This window comes from Legionella steelei, from assembly GCF_001468005.1.
In the GTDB taxonomy this organism is placed as follows: Bacteria; Pseudomonadota; Gammaproteobacteria; order Legionellales; family Legionellaceae; genus Legionella; species Legionella steelei.
On the sequence record NZ_LNYY01000019.1, the window covers coordinates 1088476 to 1114982 of the forward strand.

A 26507-nucleotide genomic window follows, 5' to 3' on the forward strand; every position below is an offset into this window, starting at 1 on the left:
TTAATTTCAACTTTTGTAGATTCAATCAGTTATGAAAAATGAAATAATCATCACAATTAGACTTTTCGGTCTGATTTGCATTTGTGTCTTGTTTTTTTCGTCTAAAACAATCCGTGAATCAGTAGCACGGCCATTAAAAAGAGCTGATTCAACATTCTTTGTTCCTCAATTAACCATTGGCTACCATCAATACAGAGTCAAAGCTGTTGAAAAATCCCCAATTGCTCCTGAGGTCCCTGCCCCTCAAATTATTATCCAGAATATTGCCCTAAAACAAATTTCATTTTTGGATTTACCTGGCTGGGACACCACTGATATAAAAAAATCGTTATCTGTTTTTCAAAATTCCTGCAAGAAATTTTTAAGTCAAGATCCTAATGAAGCAGACGGCTCCAAATACATTGATATACGAGCTAAAGACTGGCAGTCTCCTTGTAGAGTAGCTTTAGCTATCGATCCAATTACAGATAAATCTGCAAAAGAATTTTTTGAAAACTGGTTTGACCCCGTTGAGTTCAATAAAGACAAACCAATCTCTGGCTTATTTACTGGTTATTATATGCCTGTAGTCAAAGGCAATTTAATCAAAACGAGTCAATACAACATTCCAATTTATGGAGCAGTAAAACATAACTCCAAAAAAAATAAACATCCCCAAAAACCAGTCATCGCTTGGATAAAAAGTTCGCTTGAGAGGCTTTTTTTACAAATTGAGGGGGCTGGTATCATCCAGCTTCCCAGTGGTAAGCGTTTATATATTTCATATGAAAATCGAAAAGCGGAGCCTTTAAACCAACAGGATGCTCTAGGTGCTCACGGTATTATACTCACTCCTGGGTACTCCTTAGCCATTGACAAAGACTGGATCCCATTAGGATCTCCGCTCTGGTTATCGACTGTGAAACCAAATATACATGAAAATAATGAGAGTTCATTACAACGTCTCATGATTGCTCAGGACACTGGTGGTGCAATTCGTGGAATAATGCGTGGCGATGTTTATTGGGGTGAAGGTGAAACAGCGGATTTTCTGGGCAATAATATGAAAAATGAAGGACGTTACTGGCTGCTTTTACCAAAACAAGCGTTGGTACGATTATTCGCAGACTTTGAATTTAATTCTTTTATAAGCATCCCCTAATTTAGGATATAACCAAACTTCGAGTAATTGTCTCAATTTTTTAATTAGCAAAAGGAGCATTTATTGAAAACTTGAACAAATTTCGAAGTATATTATAAATATCAACCACAATACCGAAATGCATCAATCCATTTGCGTTATAAACCAGCCTATCTATAATCAAAATTTAACAACCTAAAAGCTTATAAACTGATTGAGAAAAATTAATATTATTATATTTATTTGCTTGCGAATATTTTTCATTGATACTCTTAGTTGTTGATGCGTCTCGATTAAATGCCTTTTTGTTCTATTAGCTAAAAAGAAATAGCAAAAAGAAAACAACCAAACAAGGGAATGGAGATTTATTATGTTTTCACAAGAAATCCTACTTAGTGTTCCTGTGCGCACTGCTATTGGCAACTACAATGGTAGTCTTAGACAAACACCGGCCGTTGAATTAGCGACTACAGTCATCAAGGAGGTAATAAAACGCTCAGCACTTACACCTGAAGCAATAGATACCGTAGTCATGGGTAATGTTATCCAGGCAGGTAATAAAATGAACCCAGCTCGCCAAGCAACTATTCATGCAGGCCTGAGTGTCAACACCCCCGCTCTTACAGTCAACCGTGTTTGCGGTTCTGGCGCACAGGCTATTGTGAGCGCAGCACAAGAAATTGCTGTCAGCGGCGCAGATATTGCCATAGCAGGCGGTATGGAAAATATGGATCTTGCCCCCTATTTAGTTGGTGGAGGTCGATGGGGATATCGAATGGGTGATGCGCAAATTTATGACAGCATGCTGCGTGATGGATTACATGATGCATTTTCCAATAAACATTCTGGTTGGCATACAGAAGACTTGATAATGAAATACAGCATTAGTAGAGAAGAGCAAGATGCATGGGCTTTACGATCACACCATCAATTTACACAAGCCCAATCAGAAGGAAAGTTTGTCGCAGAAATTGCACCTATAACTATTCCTACCAAGGGTGGTACTGTAGATTTTGAAAAGGATGAAACCAACCGACCTGACACCTCTTTGGAAAAATTAACTAAATTAAAACCAGCCTTTCGAGAAAATGGCACATTAACCGCAGGTAATTCTCCAGGTCTTAATAGTGGTGCTGCTGCGATACTGGTAAGTAACAGGGCTGCTGCCAAGAAATATGGCCTAGAACCATTAGCAAAATTGATGGGTTACGCTGTAAGTGCTGTTGAACCAGGGATGTTCGGCATTGCGCCTGCTCCAGCAATACAGACTTTATTAAAACGAGTTGGCTGGACACTCGACGATGTTGAACGCTTCGAGATCAATGAAGCTTATGCCGCAGTACCTCTTGCCGTCATTAAAGAACTGGGCCTTAATGCCTCGCTGGTCAATATTGAAGGCGGAGCCGTTGCTCATGGGCATCCCATAGGTGCAACAGGTGCCATATTAACTACACGATTACTGCACTCCATGCAGCGTGATGGATTAAAGCGAGGTATTGTTGCCTTATGTATCGGAGGAGGCCAAGGTATTGCTTTGGCATTAGAAGCTATATAGCGTATGTCGGGCTTAAAGCCCGACAAGAAAATGCAATAATTAACACTCATAGGTTAATAACATGGTTATCCACAGAATTTGTGGACAAGTCAGTCATAGTTGTTTTGTGTGCGAGTAAACTTCACCCTTTTTACCTTACAATACGAAGGGGTTTATCCGGATAAGACGTACAAGTTTTCCAATCTAGTTCTTACCCATAACGACACATCTACTTCAGTAGTTTAATAACAATCAATCTAGCACCGTTTTTTTTTCAAAGCCAATTACTGTCTATACTTAAATCAGATGAATTTTATTTATACAACATCTTTACGCCAATTGATTTTCCCTTCTTGAAGTATGTTGTATTTAGGAGTGTTGGTATGAGTCTGGGGGATCACTTAGTAGGTTTTTTCAAAAAAAGACCTCAAAGTATTGCTGAATTAGCGTCAACAATAGAGCATAATATCCCTTATTATAGGATTCATGGTGGTTGTCCTGAGTTTGGTTTGCCAACAAGAGGCAATTTTGACAGAGTCACTATTGATGCATTAGTTAAATACATATCGATAAACAAACCACTTGTAGCCTATGGAGGTTCTGTTACTCTTGAAAATTTATTCACTGGATTTTTGAAAGATAAGAAAGTCGAAAATGGAATAAGTGGATTAGTTGTGGGGGTTCCCGGAAGAGTTATTGAGTTATCTTCTTTATATGAACCTTTACTCGATCATTTTATAGGTTTAAATCCAGAGGAAAATTCTAATGCAATTGCAAATTTTATCAAAGAGAATGAAGCAGTTATTGAAAGTTTATCTGAAAATCGAATTCTTGCTTATGTAACTGATTTAAAAGACCTCGTACGCGGAGAATTAGTAAGAAATCACTTTGCTGATTTGAATCCTGCATTGCCTCAAAAAATTACCATACATGAATTACAAGATACTGATTTTATGTGTGAATTATGGGAAGAATTGTCCTCTAAAAATTTGTTAAGAAGAGAATAATAAAATCAAAAATTACGTCTATCTCTACTTCCATATACTCCTTATTAACCACCTTACTTAATATTCTCTTAATAATTTGTCTATATATTTATCAGTCCCGACAAAAAAGGCTTTAATATGAAATTTAAAAATTCTTTATTTGAAGAACGATATAATGAGTACTGGAATAGTAATGTTGTGATATTAGATAAAACCATTCGCAATGCTTCACAAGGCGAAAATTTATTTGCAAAACGAGATAATGTGGGCAACTTGATTCAAGCCTATCAGCAGCATGTACTCAATGTTTTATCAAATTTGGATCGTCAAGCGTATATGTTTGAAGACAATGAATACGTAGAAGAATACAGAAAAAGCACTATTGAACAAGCACGTGAAGACGTCACTACTTATTCAAGTTTATTTCCTGAATGTAAAGAAACTTGCTCTGAATTTTTGAAAGCGTTCGATAACAATTCATCTGTAAAAACTGTTGAAGTTTCAGCGTTTACTCCCACTAAATAATAAGATAGCACATTGCCTGTATCTAAATTTAAGAAATTAATACAGGCAAATCTTAGTTAAAAAATTTTTCAGTTAGATCCCATATACAAAGGATAACCACTTAGCATACTCATTTACGTGAACGCATGCTCACGTAAATGGCCCTACCACAAATACTAGGTTATGCTCTTCATTAGGAAATACTTTTTTGTGCTTTTTCAGCTGCCAAATAAATACAAATAATCGTAATTATCGACATGATAATCAGATAAATTGATACAGGCCAGGTTTTATCATCTGCCCACTCAACCAAACCAGTAGCAATTAAAGGCGCTAGCCCCCCCGACAATGCTGCTGATAAATGATAAGCAATTGCGGTTCCACTGTAACGGATGCGTGTGTGAAAGAGCTCTGAATAAAATGCAGCCTGAGCACCATGCATCATGGCATGAGGACCACACATGCCAAACAACACTGCAAAGAAAATCAAATGTGGGCTTTTTGATTGCAGCAACCAAAAAAATGGAAATGCAAACAACCCCATCAATAAAGCCCCACAGATATATACAGGGCGACGTCCAATTAAATCCGAAACCATGCCAAAGTATGGAATCAGTAGCATTTCAAAAATGGAGCCGAGCATCACTGCATAAAGAAGCAGTGTTTTTGATAAATGCAGGTTAAATGTCCCATAACTTAATATAAAAACAGTTAAAATATAAAAGGAAGAACTTTCAATTAAACGTGCCCCTATTGCGAGAAGAAAATTTCTAAAATGAGAGCGCAACATTTCTAAGGCTGGAACTTTAGGCGGACGCTTATTTTTGGCTGCGTCCACAAAGACTTTACTCTCCATAATCTGTAGCCGAATATAAAGTCCCACAAGAACAACAATGAAACTAAGTAAAAAAGGGATACGCCATCCCCATGATAAGAATTTCTCACTAGGCAATGCAGAAAAAATAAGAAATACCCCAATGGAAATGACTAAACCAAATGGGGCACCTGCATTCGGCCAACTTGAATAGAATCCTCTTTCTTTTTCACGGCTGACCTCCGCAGACAATACGACTGCACCAGCCCACTCTCCACCCACAGCTATTCCTTGAATACATCGCAAAAGTACAAGTAAAATTGGTGCGAATATCCCAATTGAGTCATAGGTAGGCAGTAGTCCAATCAAAAAAGTAGAGGTTCCCATCATACATAACGTGATAATAAGCATATTTTTCCTGCCCACCCTATCACCAAAATGACCAAAAATAATACCACCCAGCGGTCTTGCAAAAAAACCAACTGCATAGGTTGCATATGCGGCCATAATTCCTGCTACAGGACTAATTTTAGGGAAAAAAAGTATGTTGAAAAATAATGCTGAAGCAGTACCAAAGAGGTAAAAATCATACCATTCAATTGTAGTGCCAATCATACTGGCAATAGAAACTCTTCTTGAAGCCTTCGATTTTGGATCACGTCGTATTAGTGCCATAATTTCTTATATAACAAGAGGATATCTCATTTTATCCTATATGAAATATAGTGAGAATGCGAGGATTACTTCCATAAAGCAAATAAACTGTGTAATAGTTCATTTTACTCAGATTATGTGCCCCAAAAAGCTCTTAGGATAGCCATTATTACTTTCTTTTAGTTTTTTTTGCTAAACTAAAAGCGATAATTAGGATTTAGGATCAGGAATAAGGACATTCGAAAATGAACTATTTAGAGCTTATTCTAAAAACATTGAATAAATTTGCGCAAAACTTCATTACTCTTATTCCTAATATTATTGCAGGCATCGCTTTTGCTGTTGTTACCTATTTTCTGGCGAAATTAATTAGTCGACTAATTAATTCGCTTTTACCTAGAATGCCAATTCGCGCCAATTTAGTCACTATTTTTCATAAACTAACTTTTATTGTCGTGTGGTTTGTGGGAATCTTAATCATTTCTGCCATTATATTTCCATCGGTAACCACCGCTAATGTCTTAGCAACATTGGGATTGACCTCTGTTGCAATTGGTTTGGCGTTCAGAAGCATTTTTGAAAACTTTTTTACCGGTATCCTAATCTTACTCAGAGAGCCTTTCAGTATTGGTGATTTCATCATCGTTGATTCACAGCAAGGCTATGTTTATCGTATTTCCGTGCAAAATACTCATCTTCGCAAAACAGATGGTTCTCGTGTATATATCCCTAATTCTAAATTGTATACTAATACAGTGCAGGTACTAACCGACACCCCACTTAGGCGAAAAAAAATTGGCTGTAGTGTTGATTTTGGCACTGACGTGGAAAAAGTACGTTCAGTTATTACCAAAGCAGTGGAACGATGCGAGACTGTTTCTAAAGATAAGTACATTCAGATTTATGTTGTTTCTTTTTCTTCTAATGGGGTTGATTTTGAAATATATTGGTGGGCAAAATCCAAACCCAGTGACCAACGACGCTCACTTGATGAAGTACTCACAAGCATTAAAAAAGCACTTGATGATGAAAAAATACCCATGACCTACTCTACTTCATTATGTTTTAATGAACCATTGCTTATTCAAAATAAAGAAAAAAATAATGACTCCGAAACTCATTGAAGTCCAGCGCCCTTATCCGAGCATTGTAACCTGGATACAGCAAGCCATAATTCGGAAAGATACAAGAAGTCATCAATTGAGTTTTTCTAAGATAGTTAGTACTATACTGAATCAATTTAAAAGCATAAAATTAGCTTTTTACTATTGAAGTTTATTATCCTGTACGTTTGGATGTTTCAAAATGAGCCAATTCATAGATCTATCTCTTCTAAAAAAAAATCGTGACTTCCGATTGCTCTATTTTGGACAATTTATTTCATTTATTGGCACCATGATTAGCAGTGTCGCACTGCCCTATCAAGTTTATCAAATGACCCAGTCAACGTTCATCGTTGGATTATTAAGCTTGGTTCAATTACTACCTCTTTTAATTACTGCACTAATTGGCGGGGTATTTGCAGATCGATACAATCGCCGTGGGTTATTAATTATCAGTGAATTACTTCTAGCTGGAGGCTGTTTCATACTGGTGCTTAACTCATATCAGACCAGTCCCTCTCTGAGCCTTATTTTTATCGTTTCCGCTTCTATGTCAGCGATTAATGGTTTACATCGTCCTGCTTTTGATAGCATTACCCAGCAAATTGTTACTCCTAATGATTATAAAAATGTAGGGGCGCTTGCTACATTTAAATTCAGTTTTTGTATGATTATTGCGCCGGCAATTTCTGGACTTATCATTGCTCAATATGGAATTGTTATCACTTATTTAATTGATTTAATTACATTTATCATGTCATTAATCGCCTTAATTAGGCTTCATAATATTCCTAAGCCAGCATTGCAAGAGCATCCATCTATCGTATCTTCGCTAAAACAAGGAATTTCCTTCGCTCTTAATCGACAAGAATTAATGGGGAGCTATCTAGTTGATTTTATTGCCATGGTTTTTTCATGGCCTAATGCCTTACTCCCTGCGATAGCCCAATCATATGGAGGAGCAAAAACATTAGGTTTACTTTATTCTGCGCCTGCAGTAGGAGCATTGTTTATTTCGTTTTTCAGCGGCTGGACATCAAAAATAGCACGTGATGGCAAAGCAATTGCAATTGCCGCCGCGCTATGGGGTGCGGCAATTATTGGGTTTGGTTTATCAAACTCACTGTGGCTTGTCCTATTTTTCTTAGCACTGGCAGGCGCTTTTGATGCCATAAGTGGAATATTTCGTACCACTTTATGGAATAATACCATTCCAACAGAATATCGTGGTCGATTGGCTGGCATAGAAATGATTAGTTATTTATGCGGACCTAAATTAGGCGATACACGTGCTGGACTTATCGCATCAAGTTTTAGCATTAGCACCGCACTGATATCAGGCGGTGTATTATCCATTATCGGGGTAACTGTTTGTTGTCTCGTCTTCCCTAAATTTTGGTATTATCGCTCACACCAAACCTCTGGCAATGCCACCTAGCCTAGAGCATTCGTAGCCTGGGTTAAGAAGCTTGTTTATGTCTAAAAAACCCGGGTTTCGCTGCGCTGCACCCAGGCTACAATTTTTATATATTGCGACAGGATTGAATCAAATCAAATTTTGGATTGTGTTCCTTTGCTTTTACATCATAAAGCGACAAAAGAGTTGAAAACAAATAATCATGCGATATAGGATCGGCTTGTTTGTTGCGCAAACAATTTTCATTCATGGCTAATTGTTTCGATAATCCTTGTGACAGCCATAAAATCATAGGAACCTTCTTTTGCTCATCTGGCGCCATAAAATAAGGCAACCCATGAAGGAATACATTACGCTCCCCAAGTGACTCACCATGATCCGACACATAAATTAATCCAGTATCATGTGATTTAATGTTTTGTAACAAATCAATTGTGTGAGCCAATATCGAATCAGTATACAAAATCGCATTATCATAAGTGTTCACTAGTGCTTTTTGCGAGCACGAAGATAAATCCGCTGTATCACAAGTAGGCGTCCACTTCTTAAATTGTTCTGGGTAACGTTCAAAATACGCAGGACCGTGATTGCCAAGCATATGCAATACAATCAGCTGATCCCCTTTTTTACTAATAATTCGCTCTTGAAGCTGATGCAAAAGAACCTCATCAAAACAACGTCCATTTTTACATAAATCGTCTACATTTAACTCTTCGACCATTGAATCATCACACACACCTTTACAACCTGACTGATTATCGCGCCACAATACTGAAATATTTGTATGGGTCAATAAATGAAGCAAGGATTCAGTTTGATTGATTTTCTTACTGTTATATGCGTGCATCCCATAAGGAGAAAACATACAGGGTAATGAAACTGCCGTTGTCGTACCACAGCTGGTTACTTGGTTGAAATTAATAACGTCTCGCTTAGCAAGTTCCGGGGTTGTTTGCCTCCGATATCCATTTAGCCCCCAATTTACAGCACGAACCGTCTCACCAACGACAAGAATAATAACGCGTGGTTTACTCTGTTCAGAGCGTGAAAGCTGATGCGCATCCGCGCCAATTTTGATTTTTGTTTTATCTACTCGAGCCTCTCGCGCTCTCCAGTATACTTTTGCAGAAGATGAAAGCATATTTAAAGGAGTAACTAAATAAACAAGTTGCTTTCGCTCTCGAAGAATTGGACCAAGCTCGTGAAATACCGCCCAGGAACTGCCAAACAACATAAATAATGACAAAAAAATAGTTCCTAATCGTCCTGCCCAATATGAAGGAAGACTTCTTTTATAAATTTTAATATGCCAAATGAACCAACACGGAAGCACACCTAGAAATAGAAAATAAGGAAGAATACGCCATTGTAAAAATTCGCTGCTTTCCTGATAATCAGTACTCACAATGTTGGTAATCATGGTTGGATCAATATACACATGAAATGTACTCATGAAATACACTGCAACAGACGTAATCATCAATAAACCAATAGTAAACCATTTAAAGGTCCAACGATTAATCACTAAAAGAAGTAAAAACCAAAACAAACTCGTCATTGCAGTTGCAGTGCAAAAAATAAAAAACCAAGTATGTGGATTCGTTAACTCTTTACCTTGAAGTAACTCCCTCCAGAAAGAGCTATTACATGCTAAAGTAAAAAAAAGGCTGCACACGAGGGTGATCAGTTCACTAGACCAGTAGCTAATGCGATTTGTTTTAAATATGATAACTATTCTCCTCAAAATTTGAGCATAGTTTACAAATTTTTTTTTGTATTTGGTAGTAATTCGTGAGTAGTGCTAAGGAAAACTCAAGGTTGGTGTATAGAAAATAAGGTTCTTCCGTGAACGTATGCGTACCCGTAAGTGAATTATGACTTAAGTCGGATACTTCAACCAAACAGGCATTACCTTATTCAAGTACACCATAAACTTCCATAAACCGACCTGAGATTCGATATTACCGTAAACATCAGTCTTAGTCTCAGGATAGGCAATACCTAAACCAAATAACCCTGGCCCAATAATGCCGACATAGGGATTATGACGTGCATTTTCATAATCACCAATTACAATGCTTTTTCGCTGCTCAAAACCTACCGCATAAACTACTTGGTCACATTCAGGTAAAAAACGGGCAATGTTAGGTTCACTGACGTTATAACGCAGTAGATTAGGAGGCAAAACACCATCAATATGTTCTCGAGCCCAAGCCGCTGTCTGTCCTTTAAGTCCTGTATTATCAAAAAGAATCCAATCATCCATTTCAATAGCATAACAACATGGAGAACGATAAAAATTAATGACTTTTTTAACATCCAACTCAACAAGATGCCTTAAAATGATGATTGCGGAATGAGATGAACCAAATACGCCATAAGTCTCATCACGCTGAACCACTGAAGCCAACTTATCTTTATCAATTGCGACATCAAAAGGAATTACATTAACACCAGGATAATTCAACGTTGAGGGTAATGCTCCTGTAGCCAATATTACATTTTTAGCTTGGTAGCTTTTTGAGTCAGTGCATAAAGACCATACACGCTTGGATAAAAACATATTACGGATTGTTGTCTTTACTGCTTGAACTTTTTTTAATAAATGTTCAGTAACCCATTGCAAAGGCTCAACCATAAAACCTAAGGTGCATGTCTCATCAACTGGTAAATGATTTAATTGAAAATCGGGGGCATCTTGGTAATGAAAAGAACGCACTGCCAATAAAAAATCGTTAAAAAATTTTACCTTTGTATTGCTCGAAACATTATGCCAATGGAGCCCCAAGTCTCCAACTTTAAAATGGGGATCAAACCATAAAATATCTTCAGCTAAAATACCATTATCCAATAACTTACCGACTGCAGCGATCCCGGCAGGACCCGCTCCTACTACTGCCCATTGATATGTTTTTTTATCCATAACTCTTATTCACACGAATTGACTAACACACAAGTACCCGAACTACAATCATCTACTGTTTGACATGAGGGATCATAATACCCCTCATCAGGCACGCCAATAACCACACCAGTATTATCATCCAAATTATCATCATACCAGATATTATCAGTATTCACATTGACACCGCCCACATAACCATCATCATTGTGATAATAGTTACCATGATAATTATTGTAATAGCCATTATTGTTATGATAGACATTATTATGGTATCCATTATTGTGATACACAGTATTAGGCGCGCCCCCATGGTAGCCACCCCCAACATGTCCCTCAAAAGCAAAAATAGAAAAACTCAGAAAGCATAAAGCAAACATTAAACCGCGAGCACATACTTTCATTTTCTTTCCTTAGAGTTAAGCGGCCAGATTTTAATAAAGTATAGTACTCGAAATGAAACTCAGTAAAACAAAAATTCAATGACAAATAAATATCAATTGTGAGTTCTTATGTTACACTTGAGCAATTGTTTGGTCTTTGCAAGAAGGAAATTTATAATGTATCTATCAATTCCCCCTGGAAAAGTCTTTAGAAAAGTTGATGTTAGAACAGATGCACACAGTGAACCCAGCATGAAAGATTGCTTCGTTGATCTAAATGATGACTCCATAATTGTGCTCCAAGACCTAATTAAGGATGCATTAAAATCTCACAGGAGAGGTGGAAACATTATTACTTTAAAAGAATTTACTATATATTTGAAAACACCACCTAACACTGATGACTCCTTTTTGACTTATACTCCAAATCATAACGGGAAGCACCCAACTGATGTAACACCTCAAGTTGTTGTTGGAAAAAACGTTCAAAAATATAATCCAGCAGCGCATACTAAGTACGGATCTTTTTGGCATGGAGCGCTTCATTTACCCCCCGAGAAAAGATTACTAGTAGAACAGAAAATGTTAGCACAGAAAGAAGATCGCCAACATATTGGCGATTCCCCTAAAGCGACCTAATGCTTATGAAAAAAATAAGTTAGCTTTGCAGCCTGGGTAACGCTTAGCGTAACCTGGGTTTTCTGCACGGTTTCCCGGCTTACGTCTTCACCCAGGCTACAAAGCGAGCTACAAATTGGATTCAATGACATGTATAATCAATTATGCTAAGATCACTTCGTTCCGAAAAACACGGATACATGCAGCTCTTACATAGCCTACACTATATATATTGGAACACAATCAAATAACACTTTTGGATCACCCTATGGCAGTTACTATAAAGACCCCTGATGAAATTGAAAAAATGCGTGTTGCTGGCAAACTTGCCGCAGAAGTTCTTGAGATGATTGGCCCCCATGTAAAAGAAGGCATCACCACCGACGAACTAAATACTATTTGCCATGACTACATCGTGAATACACAAAAAGCTATTCCTGCGCCTTTAAATTACAATGGGTTTCCAAAATCTATTTGCACTTCAGTCAATCATGTAGTCTGTCATGGTATTCCAGGAAAAAAGGTTTTAAAAGAAGGTGATATCATTAATATTGACATCACAGTCATCAAAAACGAATATCACGGCGATACAAGTAAGATGTTTCTTGTTGGTGAGCCATCAGTCAAAGCAAAACATGTAGTTCAGGTCGCCCACGATTGTTTGTTTATAGGAATAGACATGGTAAAACCTGGGGTTCATTTGGGTGACATAGGCCATGCCATTCAACAACATGCAGAAAAAAATCGTTGCTCAGTTGTCCGTGATTATTGCGGTCATGGTATAGGGCGCATCTTCCATGAAGATCCGCAAGTACTACATTATGGAATACCTGGCACAGGAATGAAACTAGAACCTGGAATGACATTCACGATAGAACCCATGATCAATGTAGGAAAACATCACACTCGTTTATTACCTGATCAATGGACTGTAGTCACTAAAGATCATAGTCTTTCAGCCCAATGGGAACATACCTTATTGGTTACCGATGATGGTGTAGAAATTTTGACTCTGCGCGATGAAGAACGAAAATAAACAGACAAAGGCTCATCCCTTTGCACCCACACAAGATGCAGAAAAAAAAGGGATGACCTTAGAGTTACAACATCTTAAAAATACTCTAAGACAATTTAAAGAAAAACTACGCGAAGAATTCGATTATAAAACCAATATAACAACCATCACTCGTAAATTAGTTAACTTCATTGATGAACTGGTTATCAACCTATTTACTAAAAATCAATTAGATCATGATGTTTTTTGCCTCCTCGCTCTTGGCAGTTATGGGCGTCGAGAACTACAACTCTATTCTGATGTCGATATATTGTTGTTGCATACTGAGAAAGTCTCTAAATCACAATTACAGCGCGCTCAGAACTTTATCCAGGATTGCTGGGACGTAGGTTTAGATCTCAGCCATCAAATCACTAGCGTTTCTTCCTGTGCTGAACTCGCAAGCCAAGATGTCGCTGTTGTTTCCAGTCTCATGGATATGTTTTTATTATGCGGTCGCGGCGCATTAATGGAAGAATTGATTTATCAAATTCATCCCCTGCACATGTGGATTAGCCATGATTACTTTTTAGCCAAACTTCAAGAGCAAAAAAAACGTGATGCTAAGTATGGTGAAACAGCTTATAACCTGGAGCCCAATGTCAAATATGGTCCTGGTGGCCTGCGCGATTTACACATTCTCCTTAGCATTGGTAAGCGTCATTTTAATATTAAAAAATTGGCTGATGGCATAGGCTATGGATTTATTACTGATAAAGAATATGAAAAACTTACTTACTGCCAGCATTTTCTCTGGCGCGTACGCTTTGCCTTACATGTATTGGCTGAAAAAGCAGAAGAGCGCTTGTCTTTTGACTATCAAGTCAAGTTAGCCCAGTTTTTTGGTTATAAAGATAAACCGCACTCGTTAGCCATAGAACAATTCATGAAGGATTACTTTAAAGTAATTAAACGCAATAGAGAGCTCAATGAAATGCTCTTGCAATGGTTTGATGAAACCATTGCGCACTCCCCCAAACAAAAGTTATTTCATTTAGATAATGAATTTCAACTGTCTAATAATTACATCGAAGTAAGAAATACCCGTATCTTCATCCATCATCCACAAGCATTATTAAAATTATTCCTCTGGATAGCTAGACGACCAGATATTGAAGGTGTTCGCGCGAATACTATTCGCTTAATTAGAGAATCACTCTATCTGATGAATAAGCGTTTTAAAGCATCCTCAGAAACAACAGAATTGTTTATGAGCATTCTTAAGACGGCAGATGGACCTTATAAGGCATTGCATCGAATGAACAGATACGGCGTTCTAGCCCATTATCTGGAATGTTTTGCGATGGTCACTGGTCAAATGCAATATGATTTATTTCATGTATATACCGTAGATCAGCACACCTTATTTGTAATTCGCAATCTCTCACGTTTCAAAGAAAAAAGTTATGTAGAGCAATTCCCTCTCTGCGTACAAATTATGTCTACGTTAAATAAACCTGAACTAGTTTACTTAAGTGCATTATTTCATGATATTGCCAAAGGAAGAGGTGGCGATCATTCTGAGCTAGGTGCGGTTGAAGCATTGCATTTTGCACAAAATCACAGGCTTGAAAAAGAAGACAGTGAGCTACTTGTGTGGCTTGTGCGTAATCATCTTATTATGTCACAAACTGCACAGCGCCAGGATATTTATGATCCCAATACGATAAAAAATTTTTGTAAACTGTTACCCCACCCCCACTATCTGGATTATCTGTATTTGCTTACAGTTGCAGATATTTGCGGTACCAATCCCACATTATGGAATTCTTGGAAAGACTCATTGCTTAAGGAGTTATATCGAGCAGCCAAACATATGCTGCATAAAGAACAAGAATTAATGGATGAAACAGAACTCATTAAAGTACGTAAGCATTATGCTCTATCGCTATTGGTTACTGAAGGTATTAAAACAAAAACAGTCGAGGACTTATGGGAGCAATTTAAAGACAAATATTTTCTCCATGAATCCCCAGAAATCATAGCGCGTCATACTAAAGCAATCCTAGCATGCACCCAATTTCCCTTAGTCATGATTATGCCCCATCATAGCCAAGGAGGAACTGAAGTTTTTATCTACATGCCTCACCGAGATGACCGCTTTGCCATTGCAACGACCGTCTTAAGTAACCACAATGTCACCATTCAAGAAGCAATGATTCTTACCTCTGATAATCAATATGATTTGGACACTTACATTATTTTAGATGAGCAAAACCAAGCATTTTTTGATAAACAACGCTCTCATGACATTCAACAAGCTTTATGTGCTCATTTAGCACAAACAGAACAAGTACCTGCCGTAGCCCGAAAAAGACTATCAAGAGCTTTGGCACATTTTAATGTCAAAACACAAATTCATTACAACGAAGATCTGACTTATCATCAAACTCGATTATTCCTAGTCACTGGTGATAGACCTGGCTTACTGGCAACTATAGGTAGGGTATTTTCAACTTTAAACATTCACTTGCATAATGCAAAAATTGTGACTGCCGGAGAACGTGCGGAAGATACTTTTTATATTACAAATCAGCAAAATCAGTCATTAAATAATGAAGAAAAAGAACTCTTAAAACAAAAACTGATCCAAGAACTGCAAATGACTTTGAAATAAATAGTGATTATAGCCTGATAAGTTACCGACACATTTGGAAAAAATCAGTGAGTAAAATTGAGCATTCTGCTTGCATTATTCCCTCATCAATTTGAACTTTATGATTTAGGGGGTAACCTTGCAATAAGTTATAGACAGAGCCCGCAGCTCCTGCTTTAAAATCTCGGCTTGCAAAAACCAGCCGTTTAATCCGTGCATGCACAATAAGCCCCGCGCACATAGCACAAGGCTCGAGGGTCACATAAAGTGTTGTATCTAATAATCGGTGATTTTTTAACTGTTGCGATGCACTTCTAATCGCACGTACTTCTGCATGATCTGAAGGGTCATGGCTGTTTTGTGTAAAATTCCGTCCTAAGCTTAATAACTGATTGTCCTTACTCACTAACACAGCACCAATAGGAACCTCTCCTTCATTTTGAGCAAGGATTGCCTGTTCATATGCTTTCTGCATCCAATAGTGATCGTTCATTGTTAAGTTAGATTTTGTAAAATGTAGCCTGCGCGCAGCGTAACCCGGGAAAGTCTGTTATAGAAAACCCACGTTACGCTACAATTACTACAGTTATTCCCATTCAATCGTAGCAGGAGGTTTACCTGAGATATCGTACGTTACACGAGATACCCCATCGACTTCATTAATAATACGATTGGATACATGGCCAAGAAATTCCCAGGGTAATTGCGACCAATGCGCCGTCATAAAATCAACCGTCTCAACAGCACGAAGACAAATCACATAATCGTATTTACGCCCATCGCCCATCACGCCTACACTTTTTACCGGTAGAAATACAGCAAAAGCCTGGCTAACTTTATGATAAAGATCTGCTTTTCTTAATTCATCGATAAAAATAGCATCCGCTTGACGTAAAATATTTGCGTATTCTTTTTTCACCTCTGCTAAAATTCGCACGCCCAAACCAGGACCTGGAAAAGGATGGCGATAAACCATATCATGCGGCAAACCTAGTTCAAGACCAATGTTACGCACTTCATCCTTAAATAATTCACGGATAGGCTCTAATAATTTTAAGTTCAATGTTTCTGGCAAACCGCCCACATTATGATGTGATTTAATGACAACTGAGGCACCGCTGGTAGTCGTGGCCGCCGACTCAATAACATCAGGGTAAATCGTTCCTTGCGCCAACCAAGAAACCCCAGGAATTTTTAGTGCCTCTTCATCAAATACTTCAATAAAAGTACGTCCAATAATTTTTCTTTTTTCTTCAGGGCAGGTAACACCTTTCAGTGCATTAAAAAACTTCTCTTCTGCATGAACGGCAATAACCTCTACTCCCATGTGCTTGCCAAACATTTCCATGACTTCGTCTGCTTCATTGAAACGTAACAGGCCTGTATCAACAAAAACACAAACTAATTGTTTGCCGATTGCCTTATGCAATAAAGCAGCCACAACAGAAGAATCAACACCACCTGACAAGCCAAGCAACACTCTTTCTGTTCCTACTTTAGCTCTGATTTTATTGATTGCTTCATCAATAATGAGTTCTGATGTCCAGTTCGTTGAAGCGTTACAAATATCGACAACGAAACGATATAAAATACGCATGCCTTGTAGCGTATGTGTTACTTCAGGATGAAATTGTACTCCATACATTTGACGGCTTTCATCAGCCATTCCAGCTATTGGTGCATTACGTGTTTCACAAACCACATTAAAACCAAGAGGTAATTTCGTCACTTTATCACCATGACTCATCCAAACATCGAGTAAAGCATTTCCATCTGCGCTGAGCCGATCTTCAATTTGCGAAAACAATTTGCTGTGACCGTGTAATTTTAATTCAGCATAACCAAACTCTCTAACAGAAGATGACTGTACTTCTCCTCCTAATTGCACGGCCATGGTTTGCATACCATAGCAAATTCCTAAAATAGGCACTCCTGCGTTAAACAACCATTGTGGTGCTCTCGGGTTCTCATCATGGGTTACAGTTGCTGGGCCACCAGATAGAATGATGCCGCAAGGACTTAAAGAAGTGAATTCTTCTTGGGTTATATTGAAGTGATGAATTTCACAATAAACACCTAACTCGCGCACTCGGCGTGCAATTAATTGTGTGTATTGAGAACCAAAGTCTAGGATCAGTAAAGGATGTTGCTTTAAGTCATTCATTATTAATTATCCACCTGATAGTTTGGTGCCTGTTTTGTAATACTGACATCATGAACATGCGATTCCCTCATTCCGGCATTAGTCACTTGTACAAACTCAGCTTTAGTATGTAGTTGTTCGATATTTTCGCATCCTGTATATCCCATACAAGAGCGTAAGCCGCCTAACAATTGATGAATGATTGTTTGCGCCGAGCCTTTATAAGGAACTCGACCTTCAATGCCTTCTGGAACCAATTTATCAGAGCCTAATGATGCATCCTGGAAATAGCGGTCACTGGAACCTTGCGATGAAGCCATAGCACCAATTGACCCCATACCTCGATAACTTTTATAAGTTGTTCCTTGATACAACTCAATTTCACCTGGCGATTCTTCTGTTCCTGCAAACATACTACCAAGCATTACAGTATCTGCGCCCGCAGCAAGTGCTTTACATACATCACCAGAAAAACGTATGCCTCCATCAGCAATGACTGGAATTTTTCCTTTAAGTTCTTTTGCCACATTCGCAATGGCAGTAATTTGGGGGACACCAACACCAGTTACAATCCGTGTAGTACAAATAGAACCTGGGCCTATACCAACTTTTACAGCGTCTGCGCCTGCAGCGTATAAATCATGAGCTGCTGCGGCTGTTGCAATATTTCCACCAATTACCTGTATCTCTGGATGATGTTTTTTAATCCATTTTACACGGTCAAGTACTCCTTGTGAGTGTCCATGAGCTGTGTCAACGACCAGGACGTCAACGCCTGCTGCAATTAATGCTCTAATGCGCTCATCAGTACCCTCTCCTACGCCAACAGCCGCACCAACACGCAATTGCTCTGCAGAGTCTTTACATGCATAAGGATTTTCTTTAGCTTTTTGTATGTCCTTTACCGTAATTAATCCACGTAATTGAAACGCATCGTTTACTACAAGTAGTTTTTCAAGGCGATGTTTGTGCAATAAACTACGAACTTCTTCGCGACTTGCTCCCTCTCTGACGGTTACTAATTGTGTTTTAGGGGTCATGACGTGCTCGACACTCAAAGACAAATTAGTTTCAAAACGAATATCACGACTGGTTACGATACCAACTAAATTTTCTCCATCCACTACAGGAACACCAGAAAAATTATATTTAGACATTACATCAAGTAACTCTTTAACACTGATATTAGGAGTCACCGTAATTGGAGCCCTAACCATACCACTTTCAAATTTCTTCACTTTTCGAACTTCTTCAGCCTGTGCCATAATGGTCATATTCTTATGAATAATACCAATGCCCCCCTCTTGTGCTAAAGCAATAGCTAAGCGAGCTTCAGTCACAGTATCCATCGCTGCTGATACAAGAGGAATATTTAGGTTGATTGAACGAGTTAATTTTGTTCTCAAAGACACGTCTTTAGGAAGTATTAAAGAGTGTGCAGGAACAAGAAGTACGTCGTCAAAGGTTAATGATTGCTGCACAATAGAAAGCGCCATTTTATTCTCGCTATCAGGAGTTAAATTAACCGAATAGTATACTATAAATTGTGGACAAATTAAACAGATAATTTACAATAAAACAAAATAATACCTTGGCTTATAAGGACTTACTCGATCCTTCTAACTGATAATTCAGCCCCCTTCATTTATATTCACTTTATATTAATTTTTTTATTCCACGCTCTAAAAACCAAAAAGCAAAAAAAAATCATCAAAATAATCAGCAAAAACCATTCTTGCCCCGCTGCATTTTGGGAAATGTTTTTCCTCGGATCACTGTTGTACTACTTGAATTATTTATCAATTAACGTGTACACTGTTGTTTAAATATTGTGTTGAATCAAAAAAAATAGGAAGGGTTCAGCGTTGGCTAAAATAATCGTAATTACATCTGGCAAAGGCGGAGTGGGAAAAACCACTTCTTCTGCGGCTATTTCTTCAGGCCTGGCTCTCTTAGGGCACAAAACAGTGGTTATTGACTTTGATATTGGTTTAAGAAACCTCGATATCATCATGGGCTGCGAGCGGCGGGTCGTTTATGATTTTATTAATGTCATAAATGGCGAAGCAAACCTCAATCAGGCTTTAATTAAAGACAAACGTATTGCTAACCTCTCTATCCTCCCTGCATCGCAAACTCGTGATAAAGATGCATTAACGATCGAAGGAGTTGAACGAATTCTTAACGATCTTGCAAAAGATTTTGACTTTATTATTTGTGATTCACCAGCTGGGATTGAAACAGGCGCATTAATGGCTATGTATTTTGCTGACCATGCAATCGTTGTGACGAATCCAGAAGTTTCTTCCGTACGTGACTCCGATCGCATATTGGGAATTCTTGCTAGTAAGACTAAAAGAGCGATTGAAAATAAAGCGCCCGTTCAAGAACATTTATTATTAACACGCTATGATCCAGAGCGAGTTGAGCGTGGTGATATGCTTTCTGTTACAGACGTAAAAGAAATATTAGCTATTCCATTAATTGGAGTGATTCCAGAGTCAAAATCAGTTCTTAAAGCATCAAATACTGGTACACCCGTAGTGCTTGATGAAACAAGTGATGCCGGTATTGCCTATCAAGATGCAATTGCTCGTTTTCTCGGCGAAGAGAGGCCAATGCGCTTCATAAGTAATGATCGTAAAGGATTATTGCGTCGCTTATTCAGTAAGAACAAGGAGGAAGTGACTGTATGAGCATTTTCAATTACCTGCGTAGAAGAACTGCTACAGCATCAGTTGCTAAAGAGCGCTTACAGATAATCATTTCTCATGAGCGTTCTCAACGCAATACACCTGACTATCTGCCAAAGCTTCAAGAAGAAATTCTTGCTGTTATTGCTAAATACGTTCATGTCACACGTGACCAGGTCAGTGTGAACCTTGAACGCATGGGAGATAACTCAGTGCTTGAATTAAACATAACCATGCCGGATGACACTAAAGAAACCGCATAATATCAATACATTGTAAATTTTTTAACAGCTGTCTTTAGATCAGAGGTCTACCTCCGGTCTTTTTTTACCCCAAAAATCATTATGAGTCAGCACTAATTAATTTTCTTTTAAAAAACATGATTAATCATTTTCAGTATCTCCGTTACAAACTGTTTCAAGTAGATCAATAACACCGGCTATAAAATATTTAATTATCAAGAAAATCCACTAAACCTTTTCAGTCATTCGCTACCCCTGTTTGTTTTTTATTAGGTTAAGAAATCAATTCAAATGTACATCCATTAGTGTCCAAATTAATATTGTGGTTTCACATGTTGCACAGGATGCGGCACTTGCTGTGGTTGGACCATAGGCTGATTTTGAATAGCAGGAGCTGGATGAACCATAGGTTCATGTTTCAAAACTGGGGATGGCTGAACACTTGTACCAGGGTGTACATATGGTTTTGGTTGCATGTTTGTTCCTGGACGAACATAAGGTTGCGGTTGAGTATTTGGACCAGGCTGAACATACGGTTTCGGTTGTATGTTTGTTCCTGGGCGAACATAAGGTTGCGGTTGAGCATTTGGACCAGGCTGAACATACGGTTTTGGTTGCATGTTTGTTCCTGGACGAACATAAGGTTGCGGTTGAGCATTTGGACCAGGTTGAACATACGGTTTCGGTTGTATGTTTGTTCCTGGGCGAACATAAGGTTGCGGTTGAGCATTTGGACCAGGTTGAACATACGGTTTCGGTTGTATGTTTGTTCCTGGGCGAACATAAGGTTGTGGTTGAGCATTTGGACTGGGTTGAACAGTTGGGCGAGGTCGAACCTTTGGACCAGGTTGAACTTTTATCCCGGGTGGAGCATTTAAGCCAGGCTGAATATTTTGGGTAGGTTGAACATTTAGGCCCGGACGAGCTTTTGGATTAGTTTGATTAGGAACTGGTTGCTCACCAGGTGTTTGACCAGGTACTGGGTGCACTGTTACCGGTGGTGATTGCTTGATAATAGCTGGTTTTCCAGTGTTTATATTTTGAACTTCTGCAGGGGTCAGGGGTCTGCCTGCATTTTTTAACAAAAACGGATGTACTTGTGAGAAAGAAGGTGTTGCAGAAGAAGGCTGTGTTTTGGTGATAATTGGTCTTGAGATTATTTCAGCGGAAGGTTTCACCTGAGTAAAGGCCTTTCCTCCTAATATACTGATAGCTCGAGGTACAATAGGTGCAACATGTGTTTTCCCAGCATTAAAAAGTATTTGATCAGGAACGTGTAAACGAAGGTTATTCACTATCCTGGAATTAATAAAATCATCTGATGGAACAACAGTAACTGCATTAGCAATCCGCGCATTTCTGTAGTTAATTATCATATTTTGATTCTTGTAAATATTATTAATGAAAGCAACATCAATAACGGTGTTACTCTGATTGATCGCGATAAAATAGTTATGATTAACATAATAAGAAGGAATATAAGGTTCTCCTGGTGCTAAAGGAAACCAACCAATACCATATCCACCATTTATCATGAATTGAGGATTATTACCGCCAATAAATACAGTTAATGCAGGTGCGTACAGAGGATGAGCACCTATTGGTCCAGGGACCCAGCACCATCGATTTCTAAGGTGTGCCCAACGCCCATAGTGAAATGGTGCAAAGCCCCAAGGTTGATTATCCACCCAAGTCCAGCCCCAAAAACCTAGCCATATCCATTGACCATCTTGGTAAGGTGCCCAATCTGTCGCTACATTATTAGGATACCAAACGGGACCGTATTGTTGATCTTGAGTCCAAGAGCCATAATTACCGAGATCCTCATAGCCTATGGTGTCAGGAGAAATATATTGAGTTGAAACCGTACCCGCTACCTTGTCGCGATCTAAACTCCAACTTTCAAAATCATCTAAAGCAACACCGAGAGTCGTGCATTGAAAATTATCTAAATTAGTCCCAGTAGCACTGCATGACTTGCCAACATCTACTGTATTTGATGCATTTTGCCCATAAGCGGTTCCCTCCCCCATTCTCACACTAACTGTCGTCATATCATCTTCTGCTATGACATCAAAGCGATAATAGCCAGGTTCTGTAATGACAAAAGCTAAATTTGGCGTATCGACCTCATAAGCTTGTTGACCATTTATACTCTTGATACTTAAAACAAGGGTTCCCTGTGTCAGTTGAAATTGTGCGATTTCGTCATTCAGGTTCAAAATTTTTAATGCCGTTTGACTTCCCATACGCACAGCAGCACCAGATAATTGCATTTCAGCAAGAGATCCTGCATCTGCCCATATTTGGTCATTTGTGACTAAAGGCCGATTAAGAGTTACACCTACCCACTGAGACTCCCCTGCAGGTAAAAAGCTCACAGTACCATTAATGTAGCTTAAGCGAGAAACTTGATTGATAGGATCTGCAAAGGTCAAACTGGATAGCAGCAACATGAAGCATCCTACAAGTACGGTTATCATGATGTTGTCCTGCACTGACCTTCGTTTCATGCTAACCTCCATGTTCTTAATATTGTCCCTAATATATTAAGGAGCTTGCTTGCAGAAAAAAATATGTGTATTATTTATACAAATAACCTTGTTTAATTATAGACCAAAGCTACCTAATTAAAATGAAATAGCATTGTGGCGGGGATTAACGTAGCGTAATCTGGGGAGGCCACGCCCCTTATCCCTGGTAATTCGTTGGCGAAAAAGCAAGTGTAGCACAGTAGGCTGGGCTGTTAAGCCCAGCGTTTGCAGGGTTAATTCTTATTCTTCAAAAATGCCTATTATGAAAACCATCACTGTAGTTTCAACTAACAAGTCACTTATCTATAGTGCTCATACATTGGACTGATACATGCTGGGGTTAGCAGCCAGCCTACGTTTATTGTTATTTTTGTCAACGAATTACCTAACACATACAAGAATGACGACAATAGAATCCGGTGCTAATCCAGGCTAAAAAGCGACACAGGCTAAATATTAATGATTAACAATATGCCTTGATGCCGCGGTCAAGCCGCGGCAAGTAGAGGTAGAATCACTCAAATTAAAAACGACGGAGCCTTGCGAACACTTACAAATCAAATCATCTCTGATTCTATATCGTCCTTATTAACAACAGCCTTTTTACTTCTGTTAGATTTTGTTGGTTGAGCCCGACGTAAATCCTCATCATTGAAATCATCTACTTTAATCACATCTTGACGTGCCAATTCCGCTTCTTTTAATTGCTTGGCTTCTGCTTCAGTCAATAAACCACAAGCTAAAGCTTCATTGATCTGCTCAAGTAAGGTAAGTGATTTCAAAACATTATCTTTTACTGCTCGCATTACTTTTCTTTCTAACTCATCAGCAGCACAAATTTTATGGAATGTCTCCTCCATACGACCCAAAGGACAATTCTCGCTTGCTTTACTATAAACTAAATGAGTAAGCCGGCTACGAGTTTCACCAGGTTCAATTAAAGCTCGAGCTAATTTATGGCCTAACTGATCATTTGGTTTATTTCTTCGATTGCCTAATGGTTTGATAATCAGACGTAAAACAACTCGTGCCCAACGAGCTGGAAAATTGACGATAACTCCATGCATTGCCATTTCACACTCATGCAATAATTGCTGACAACTCCACTCTACTAAAGGTAAATCAGCTTTTGGTTCACCATCTTCATGAAAACGTTTTAATACTGCTGAAGTCAAATATAATGCACTCAGCATGTCTCCAAGACGAGATGACAGTTTCTCTTTACGCTTTAAGTTGCCACCTAAAACCGTCATTGAAAAATCAGCAAGAAACGCCAAATTCGCACTGTATTTATGCACGAGTTGGTAGTAACGCTTCACACTACTAACCGGTGCTTTAGACATATGTGCATCGGTCCAAGCAAAAATAACTGACTTAGTAAAATTAGCAATGATAAACCCGGCATGGGCAAAAAATGCTTTATCGAATTCAACCAAATTATTGTTTCTAATGCTTTCAAGCTCCTTAAACACATACGGATGGCATCGAATTGCTCCCTGGCCAAAGATAATTAAACTTCGAGTTAATATATTCGCACCTTCCACAGTAATAGCGATGGGGGATCCCTGATATCCTCTACCCAAATAATTATTAGGACCAAGGCAAATGCCTTTCCCGCCATGAATATCCATAGAGTCAAGCGAAACTTGTCTTGCTCGTTCGGTAGTATGGTATTTTAATATCGCACCGACTACGGAAGGTTTGGCTCCATTATCTATAGCAGCAGCAGCCATTGTTACACCAGCATCAATAATGTATGTGTTCGCTGCAATTCGCGCCAAAGGTTCTTCAATACCTTCAAACTTTCCAATGGGCTGACTAAATTGTTTGCGAATGCGAGCATAAGCTCCAGAAGCTAAAGCAGCGGCTTGAGCCCCTCCGTTCGCACTCGAAGGTAATGATATGGCTCTTCCAGCACTCAAACACTCCATGAGCATGCGCCAGCCACAACCCGCCATTGCAACCCCGCCAATCAGGTAATCCATTGGAATAAACACGTCTTTACCTTGTGTTGGACCGTTTAAAAAGCCTGTATTCAATGGAAAATGGCGACGCCCTTTTGTAATACCAGCGGTATTTGCTGGGATCAACGCACAACTAATACCTACATCTTCACCTTTACCCAACAAATTACTTGGGTCAAATAATCTGAATGCTAATCCAATTACTGTAGCTGCTGGACATAAAGTAATATAGCGTTTGTCCCAATTTAACCGAATTCCTAGTACTGTTTTGCCATCGATTTCTTGTTGACATACGATGCCTTTATCTGGAATTGATGCCGCATCAGAACCAGCATTGGGTCCCGTCAATGCAAAACAAGGAATTTCTCGTCCATCTGCCAATCGTGGCAAATAGTAATTTTTTTGTTCCTCAGTTCCATATTTAAGTAATAGCTCACCTGGGCCCAGAGAATTAGGTACAGATATAGTTGTAGCTGCAGTAATTGAACGGCCATAGATTTTTACTAAAACAGACATTTGTGCCGTAGCAGAGAACTCGAGGCCACCATAATGTTTGGGAATAATCATGCCTAAGAATCGATTGTCTTTAATAAACTGCCAGATTTCCTGAGGCAAATCAGTAAGATTATGGGTTATATCCCAATCGTCAATCATGGAGCATAAAGTGTTCACTGGACCATTAATAAAAGCCTGTTCTTCTTCAGTCAAGCTTACTGTAGGTAAGTTCCTTAATATAGAAAAATCAGGAGCACCACTAAATAAATCTCCTTCCCAACTTACTGTACCCGCCTCAAGTGCCTCTCGTTCAGTGGCAGACATGGCTGGCATGGCTTTGCTTACAGATTTGAAAAAATATTTGGATAATAATGTGCGTCTTAAAGGTCTTATAGCACAAACAATTAAAGCAAGTTCAACTAAAACGAGGATGATTTTTGTTGTTAAACCAGGAGAACCATACCAGAAAACGAGAGCACTAAATAAACCAAAGCTAATCGCCCACACTGAAACTGCTGCTTGCCTTGTTAGCAATATCCCTGCAGCGCCAATGATTATGAGCACTAAAATAGCGTGTAGCACATTATTCTCCTTAATATTTTGGGCCTTCTGACCACAAGTACGCCTGTTAACAACTCGATTATCCTAGGCAAAAAAAGTGTCATTTATTTATACGCTCCGATACACACGTACTCGTGTATGCTGCGTTTAGTGCTCTAAAATGACACTTTTTTGGCTCAGTCTAGCGAAT

The 26507-nt window shown here is 38.7% G+C and carries 20 protein-coding genes; 11 read left to right on the plus strand and 9 right to left on the minus strand.

The window, feature by feature from the left end:
• The first annotated feature begins 31 nt into the window (after positions 1 to 31).
• The 4 genes from Lste_RS08930 to Lste_RS08945 all read left to right on the plus strand — a co-directional run bounded on the left by Lste_RS08930 (position 32) and on the right by Lste_RS08945 (position 4165).
• Positions 32 to 1141 (plus strand): MltA domain-containing protein, encoded by a 1110-nt coding sequence (locus Lste_RS08930; RefSeq protein ID WP_058510679.1) that lies wholly within the window; start codon positions 32 to 34, stop codon positions 1139 to 1141.
• A gap of 349 nt (positions 1142 to 1490) precedes the next feature.
• Positions 1491 to 2675, plus strand: a complete 1185-nt coding sequence (locus Lste_RS08935) for a thiolase family protein (RefSeq protein ID WP_058510680.1) — start codon at positions 1491 to 1493, stop codon at positions 2673 to 2675.
• 362 nt (positions 2676 to 3037) lie between these two features.
• The gene (locus tag Lste_RS08940) at positions 3038 to 3661 is read left to right on the plus strand and encodes a hypothetical protein (RefSeq protein ID WP_058510681.1); all 624 of its coding nucleotides are present in this window, start codon (positions 3038 to 3040) and stop codon (positions 3659 to 3661) included.
• A gap of 117 nt (positions 3662 to 3778) precedes the next feature.
• Positions 3779 to 4165 carry a hypothetical protein gene (locus tag Lste_RS08945; protein ID WP_058510682.1) on the plus strand — a complete coding sequence of 129 codons (387 nt, stop codon included), beginning with the start codon at positions 3779 to 3781 and terminating at the stop codon, positions 4163 to 4165.
• A gap of 172 nt (positions 4166 to 4337) precedes the next feature.
• On the opposite strand, the gene Lste_RS08950 is transcribed toward Lste_RS08945, so the two are convergent.
• Positions 4338 to 5633: an MFS transporter gene (locus tag Lste_RS08950; RefSeq protein ID WP_058510683.1), complete on the minus strand. Its 1296-nt coding sequence runs from the start codon at positions 5631 to 5633 to the stop codon at positions 4338 to 4340.
• 224 nt (positions 5634 to 5857) lie between these two features.
• On the opposite strand from Lste_RS08950, the gene Lste_RS08955 reads away from it, so the two are divergent.
• On the plus strand, positions 5858 to 6736 hold the full coding sequence (locus Lste_RS08955) for a mechanosensitive ion channel family protein (protein ID WP_058510684.1): 879 nt from the start codon (positions 5858 to 5860) through the stop codon (positions 6734 to 6736).
• Between the two features lie 181 nt (positions 6737 to 6917).
• Positions 6918 to 8153 (plus strand): MFS transporter, encoded by a 1236-nt coding sequence (locus Lste_RS08960; protein WP_058510685.1) that lies wholly within the window; start codon positions 6918 to 6920, stop codon positions 8151 to 8153.
• A gap of 85 nt (positions 8154 to 8238) precedes the next feature.
• Here the strand turns inward: Lste_RS08960 and Lste_RS08965 are convergent, their stop codons facing one another.
• The 3 genes from Lste_RS08965 to Lste_RS08975 all read right to left on the minus strand — a co-directional run bounded on the left by Lste_RS08965 (position 8239) and on the right by Lste_RS08975 (position 11438).
• Positions 8239 to 9876, minus strand: a complete 1638-nt coding sequence (locus Lste_RS08965) for a phosphoethanolamine transferase (protein WP_058510686.1) — start codon at positions 9874 to 9876, stop codon at positions 8239 to 8241.
• 135 nt (positions 9877 to 10011) lie between these two features.
• Positions 10012 to 11055, minus strand: a complete 1044-nt coding sequence (locus Lste_RS08970) for an FAD-dependent oxidoreductase (RefSeq protein WP_058510687.1) — start codon at positions 11053 to 11055, stop codon at positions 10012 to 10014.
• Positions 11056 to 11060: 5 nt separating this feature from the next.
• Positions 11061 to 11438 carry a hypothetical protein gene (locus tag Lste_RS08975; protein WP_058510688.1) on the minus strand — a complete coding sequence of 126 codons (378 nt, stop codon included), beginning with the start codon at positions 11436 to 11438 and terminating at the stop codon, positions 11061 to 11063.
• A 156-nt stretch (positions 11439 to 11594) separates the two neighbouring features.
• Here Lste_RS08975 and Lste_RS08980 point away from each other — a divergent pair, with 156 nt between their 5' ends.
• The 3 genes from Lste_RS08980 to glnD all read left to right on the plus strand — a co-directional run bounded on the left by Lste_RS08980 (position 11595) and on the right by glnD (position 15706).
• Complete coding sequence (locus tag Lste_RS08980; RefSeq protein ID WP_058510689.1) at positions 11595 to 12056, plus strand: hypothetical protein; 462 nt, start codon at positions 11595 to 11597, stop codon at positions 12054 to 12056.
• 247 nt (positions 12057 to 12303) lie between these two features.
• Positions 12304 to 13071 carry a type I methionyl aminopeptidase gene (map, locus tag Lste_RS08985; RefSeq protein WP_058510690.1) on the plus strand — a complete coding sequence of 256 codons (768 nt, stop codon included), beginning with the start codon at positions 12304 to 12306 and terminating at the stop codon, positions 13069 to 13071.
• A 52-nt stretch (positions 13072 to 13123) separates the two neighbouring features.
• A complete protein-coding gene (gene glnD / locus Lste_RS08990) occupies positions 13124 to 15706 on the plus strand; it encodes a [protein-PII] uridylyltransferase (protein ID WP_193393424.1) in 2583 nt (860 codons plus the stop codon).
• Between the two features lie 22 nt (positions 15707 to 15728).
• Here the strand turns inward: glnD and tadA are convergent, their stop codons facing one another.
• The 3 genes from tadA to guaB form a co-directional block, all read right to left on the minus strand.
• Entirely contained in the window at positions 15729 to 16178 is a 450-nt protein-coding gene (gene tadA / locus Lste_RS08995; RefSeq protein WP_058510692.1) for a tRNA adenosine(34) deaminase TadA, read from the minus strand.
• Between the two features lie 93 nt (positions 16179 to 16271).
• The gene (gene guaA, locus Lste_RS09000) at positions 16272 to 17849 is read right to left on the minus strand and encodes a glutamine-hydrolyzing GMP synthase (protein WP_058510693.1); all 1578 of its coding nucleotides are present in this window, start codon (positions 17847 to 17849) and stop codon (positions 16272 to 16274) included.
• A 2-nt stretch (positions 17850 to 17851) separates the two neighbouring features.
• Positions 17852 to 19324 (minus strand): IMP dehydrogenase, encoded by a 1473-nt coding sequence (gene guaB, locus Lste_RS09005; protein WP_058510694.1) that lies wholly within the window; start codon positions 19322 to 19324, stop codon positions 17852 to 17854.
• Positions 19325 to 19693: 369 nt separating this feature from the next.
• Here guaB and minD point away from each other — a divergent pair, with 369 nt between their 5' ends.
• Both minD and minE read left to right on the plus strand, forming a co-directional pair.
• Positions 19694 to 20524, plus strand: a complete 831-nt coding sequence (gene minD / locus Lste_RS09010; RefSeq protein WP_058510695.1) for a septum site-determining protein MinD — start codon at positions 19694 to 19696, stop codon at positions 20522 to 20524.
• Positions 20521 to 20784 carry a cell division topological specificity factor MinE gene (gene minE, locus Lste_RS09015; protein WP_058510696.1) on the plus strand — a complete coding sequence of 88 codons (264 nt, stop codon included), beginning with the start codon at positions 20521 to 20523 and terminating at the stop codon, positions 20782 to 20784. Before minD ends, minE begins: the two co-directional genes overlap by 4 nt.
• A gap of 293 nt (positions 20785 to 21077) precedes the next feature.
• On the opposite strand, the gene Lste_RS09020 is transcribed toward minE, so the two are convergent.
• Both Lste_RS09020 and Lste_RS09025 read right to left on the minus strand, forming a co-directional pair.
• Positions 21078 to 23276: a DUF6600 domain-containing protein gene (locus Lste_RS09020; RefSeq protein ID WP_058510697.1), complete on the minus strand. Its 2199-nt coding sequence runs from the start codon at positions 23274 to 23276 to the stop codon at positions 21078 to 21080.
• 578 nt (positions 23277 to 23854) lie between these two features.
• Complete coding sequence (locus Lste_RS09025) at positions 23855 to 26338, minus strand: acyl-CoA dehydrogenase (RefSeq protein WP_058510698.1); 2484 nt, start codon at positions 26336 to 26338, stop codon at positions 23855 to 23857.
• Positions 26339 to 26507 lie beyond the last annotated feature (169 nt).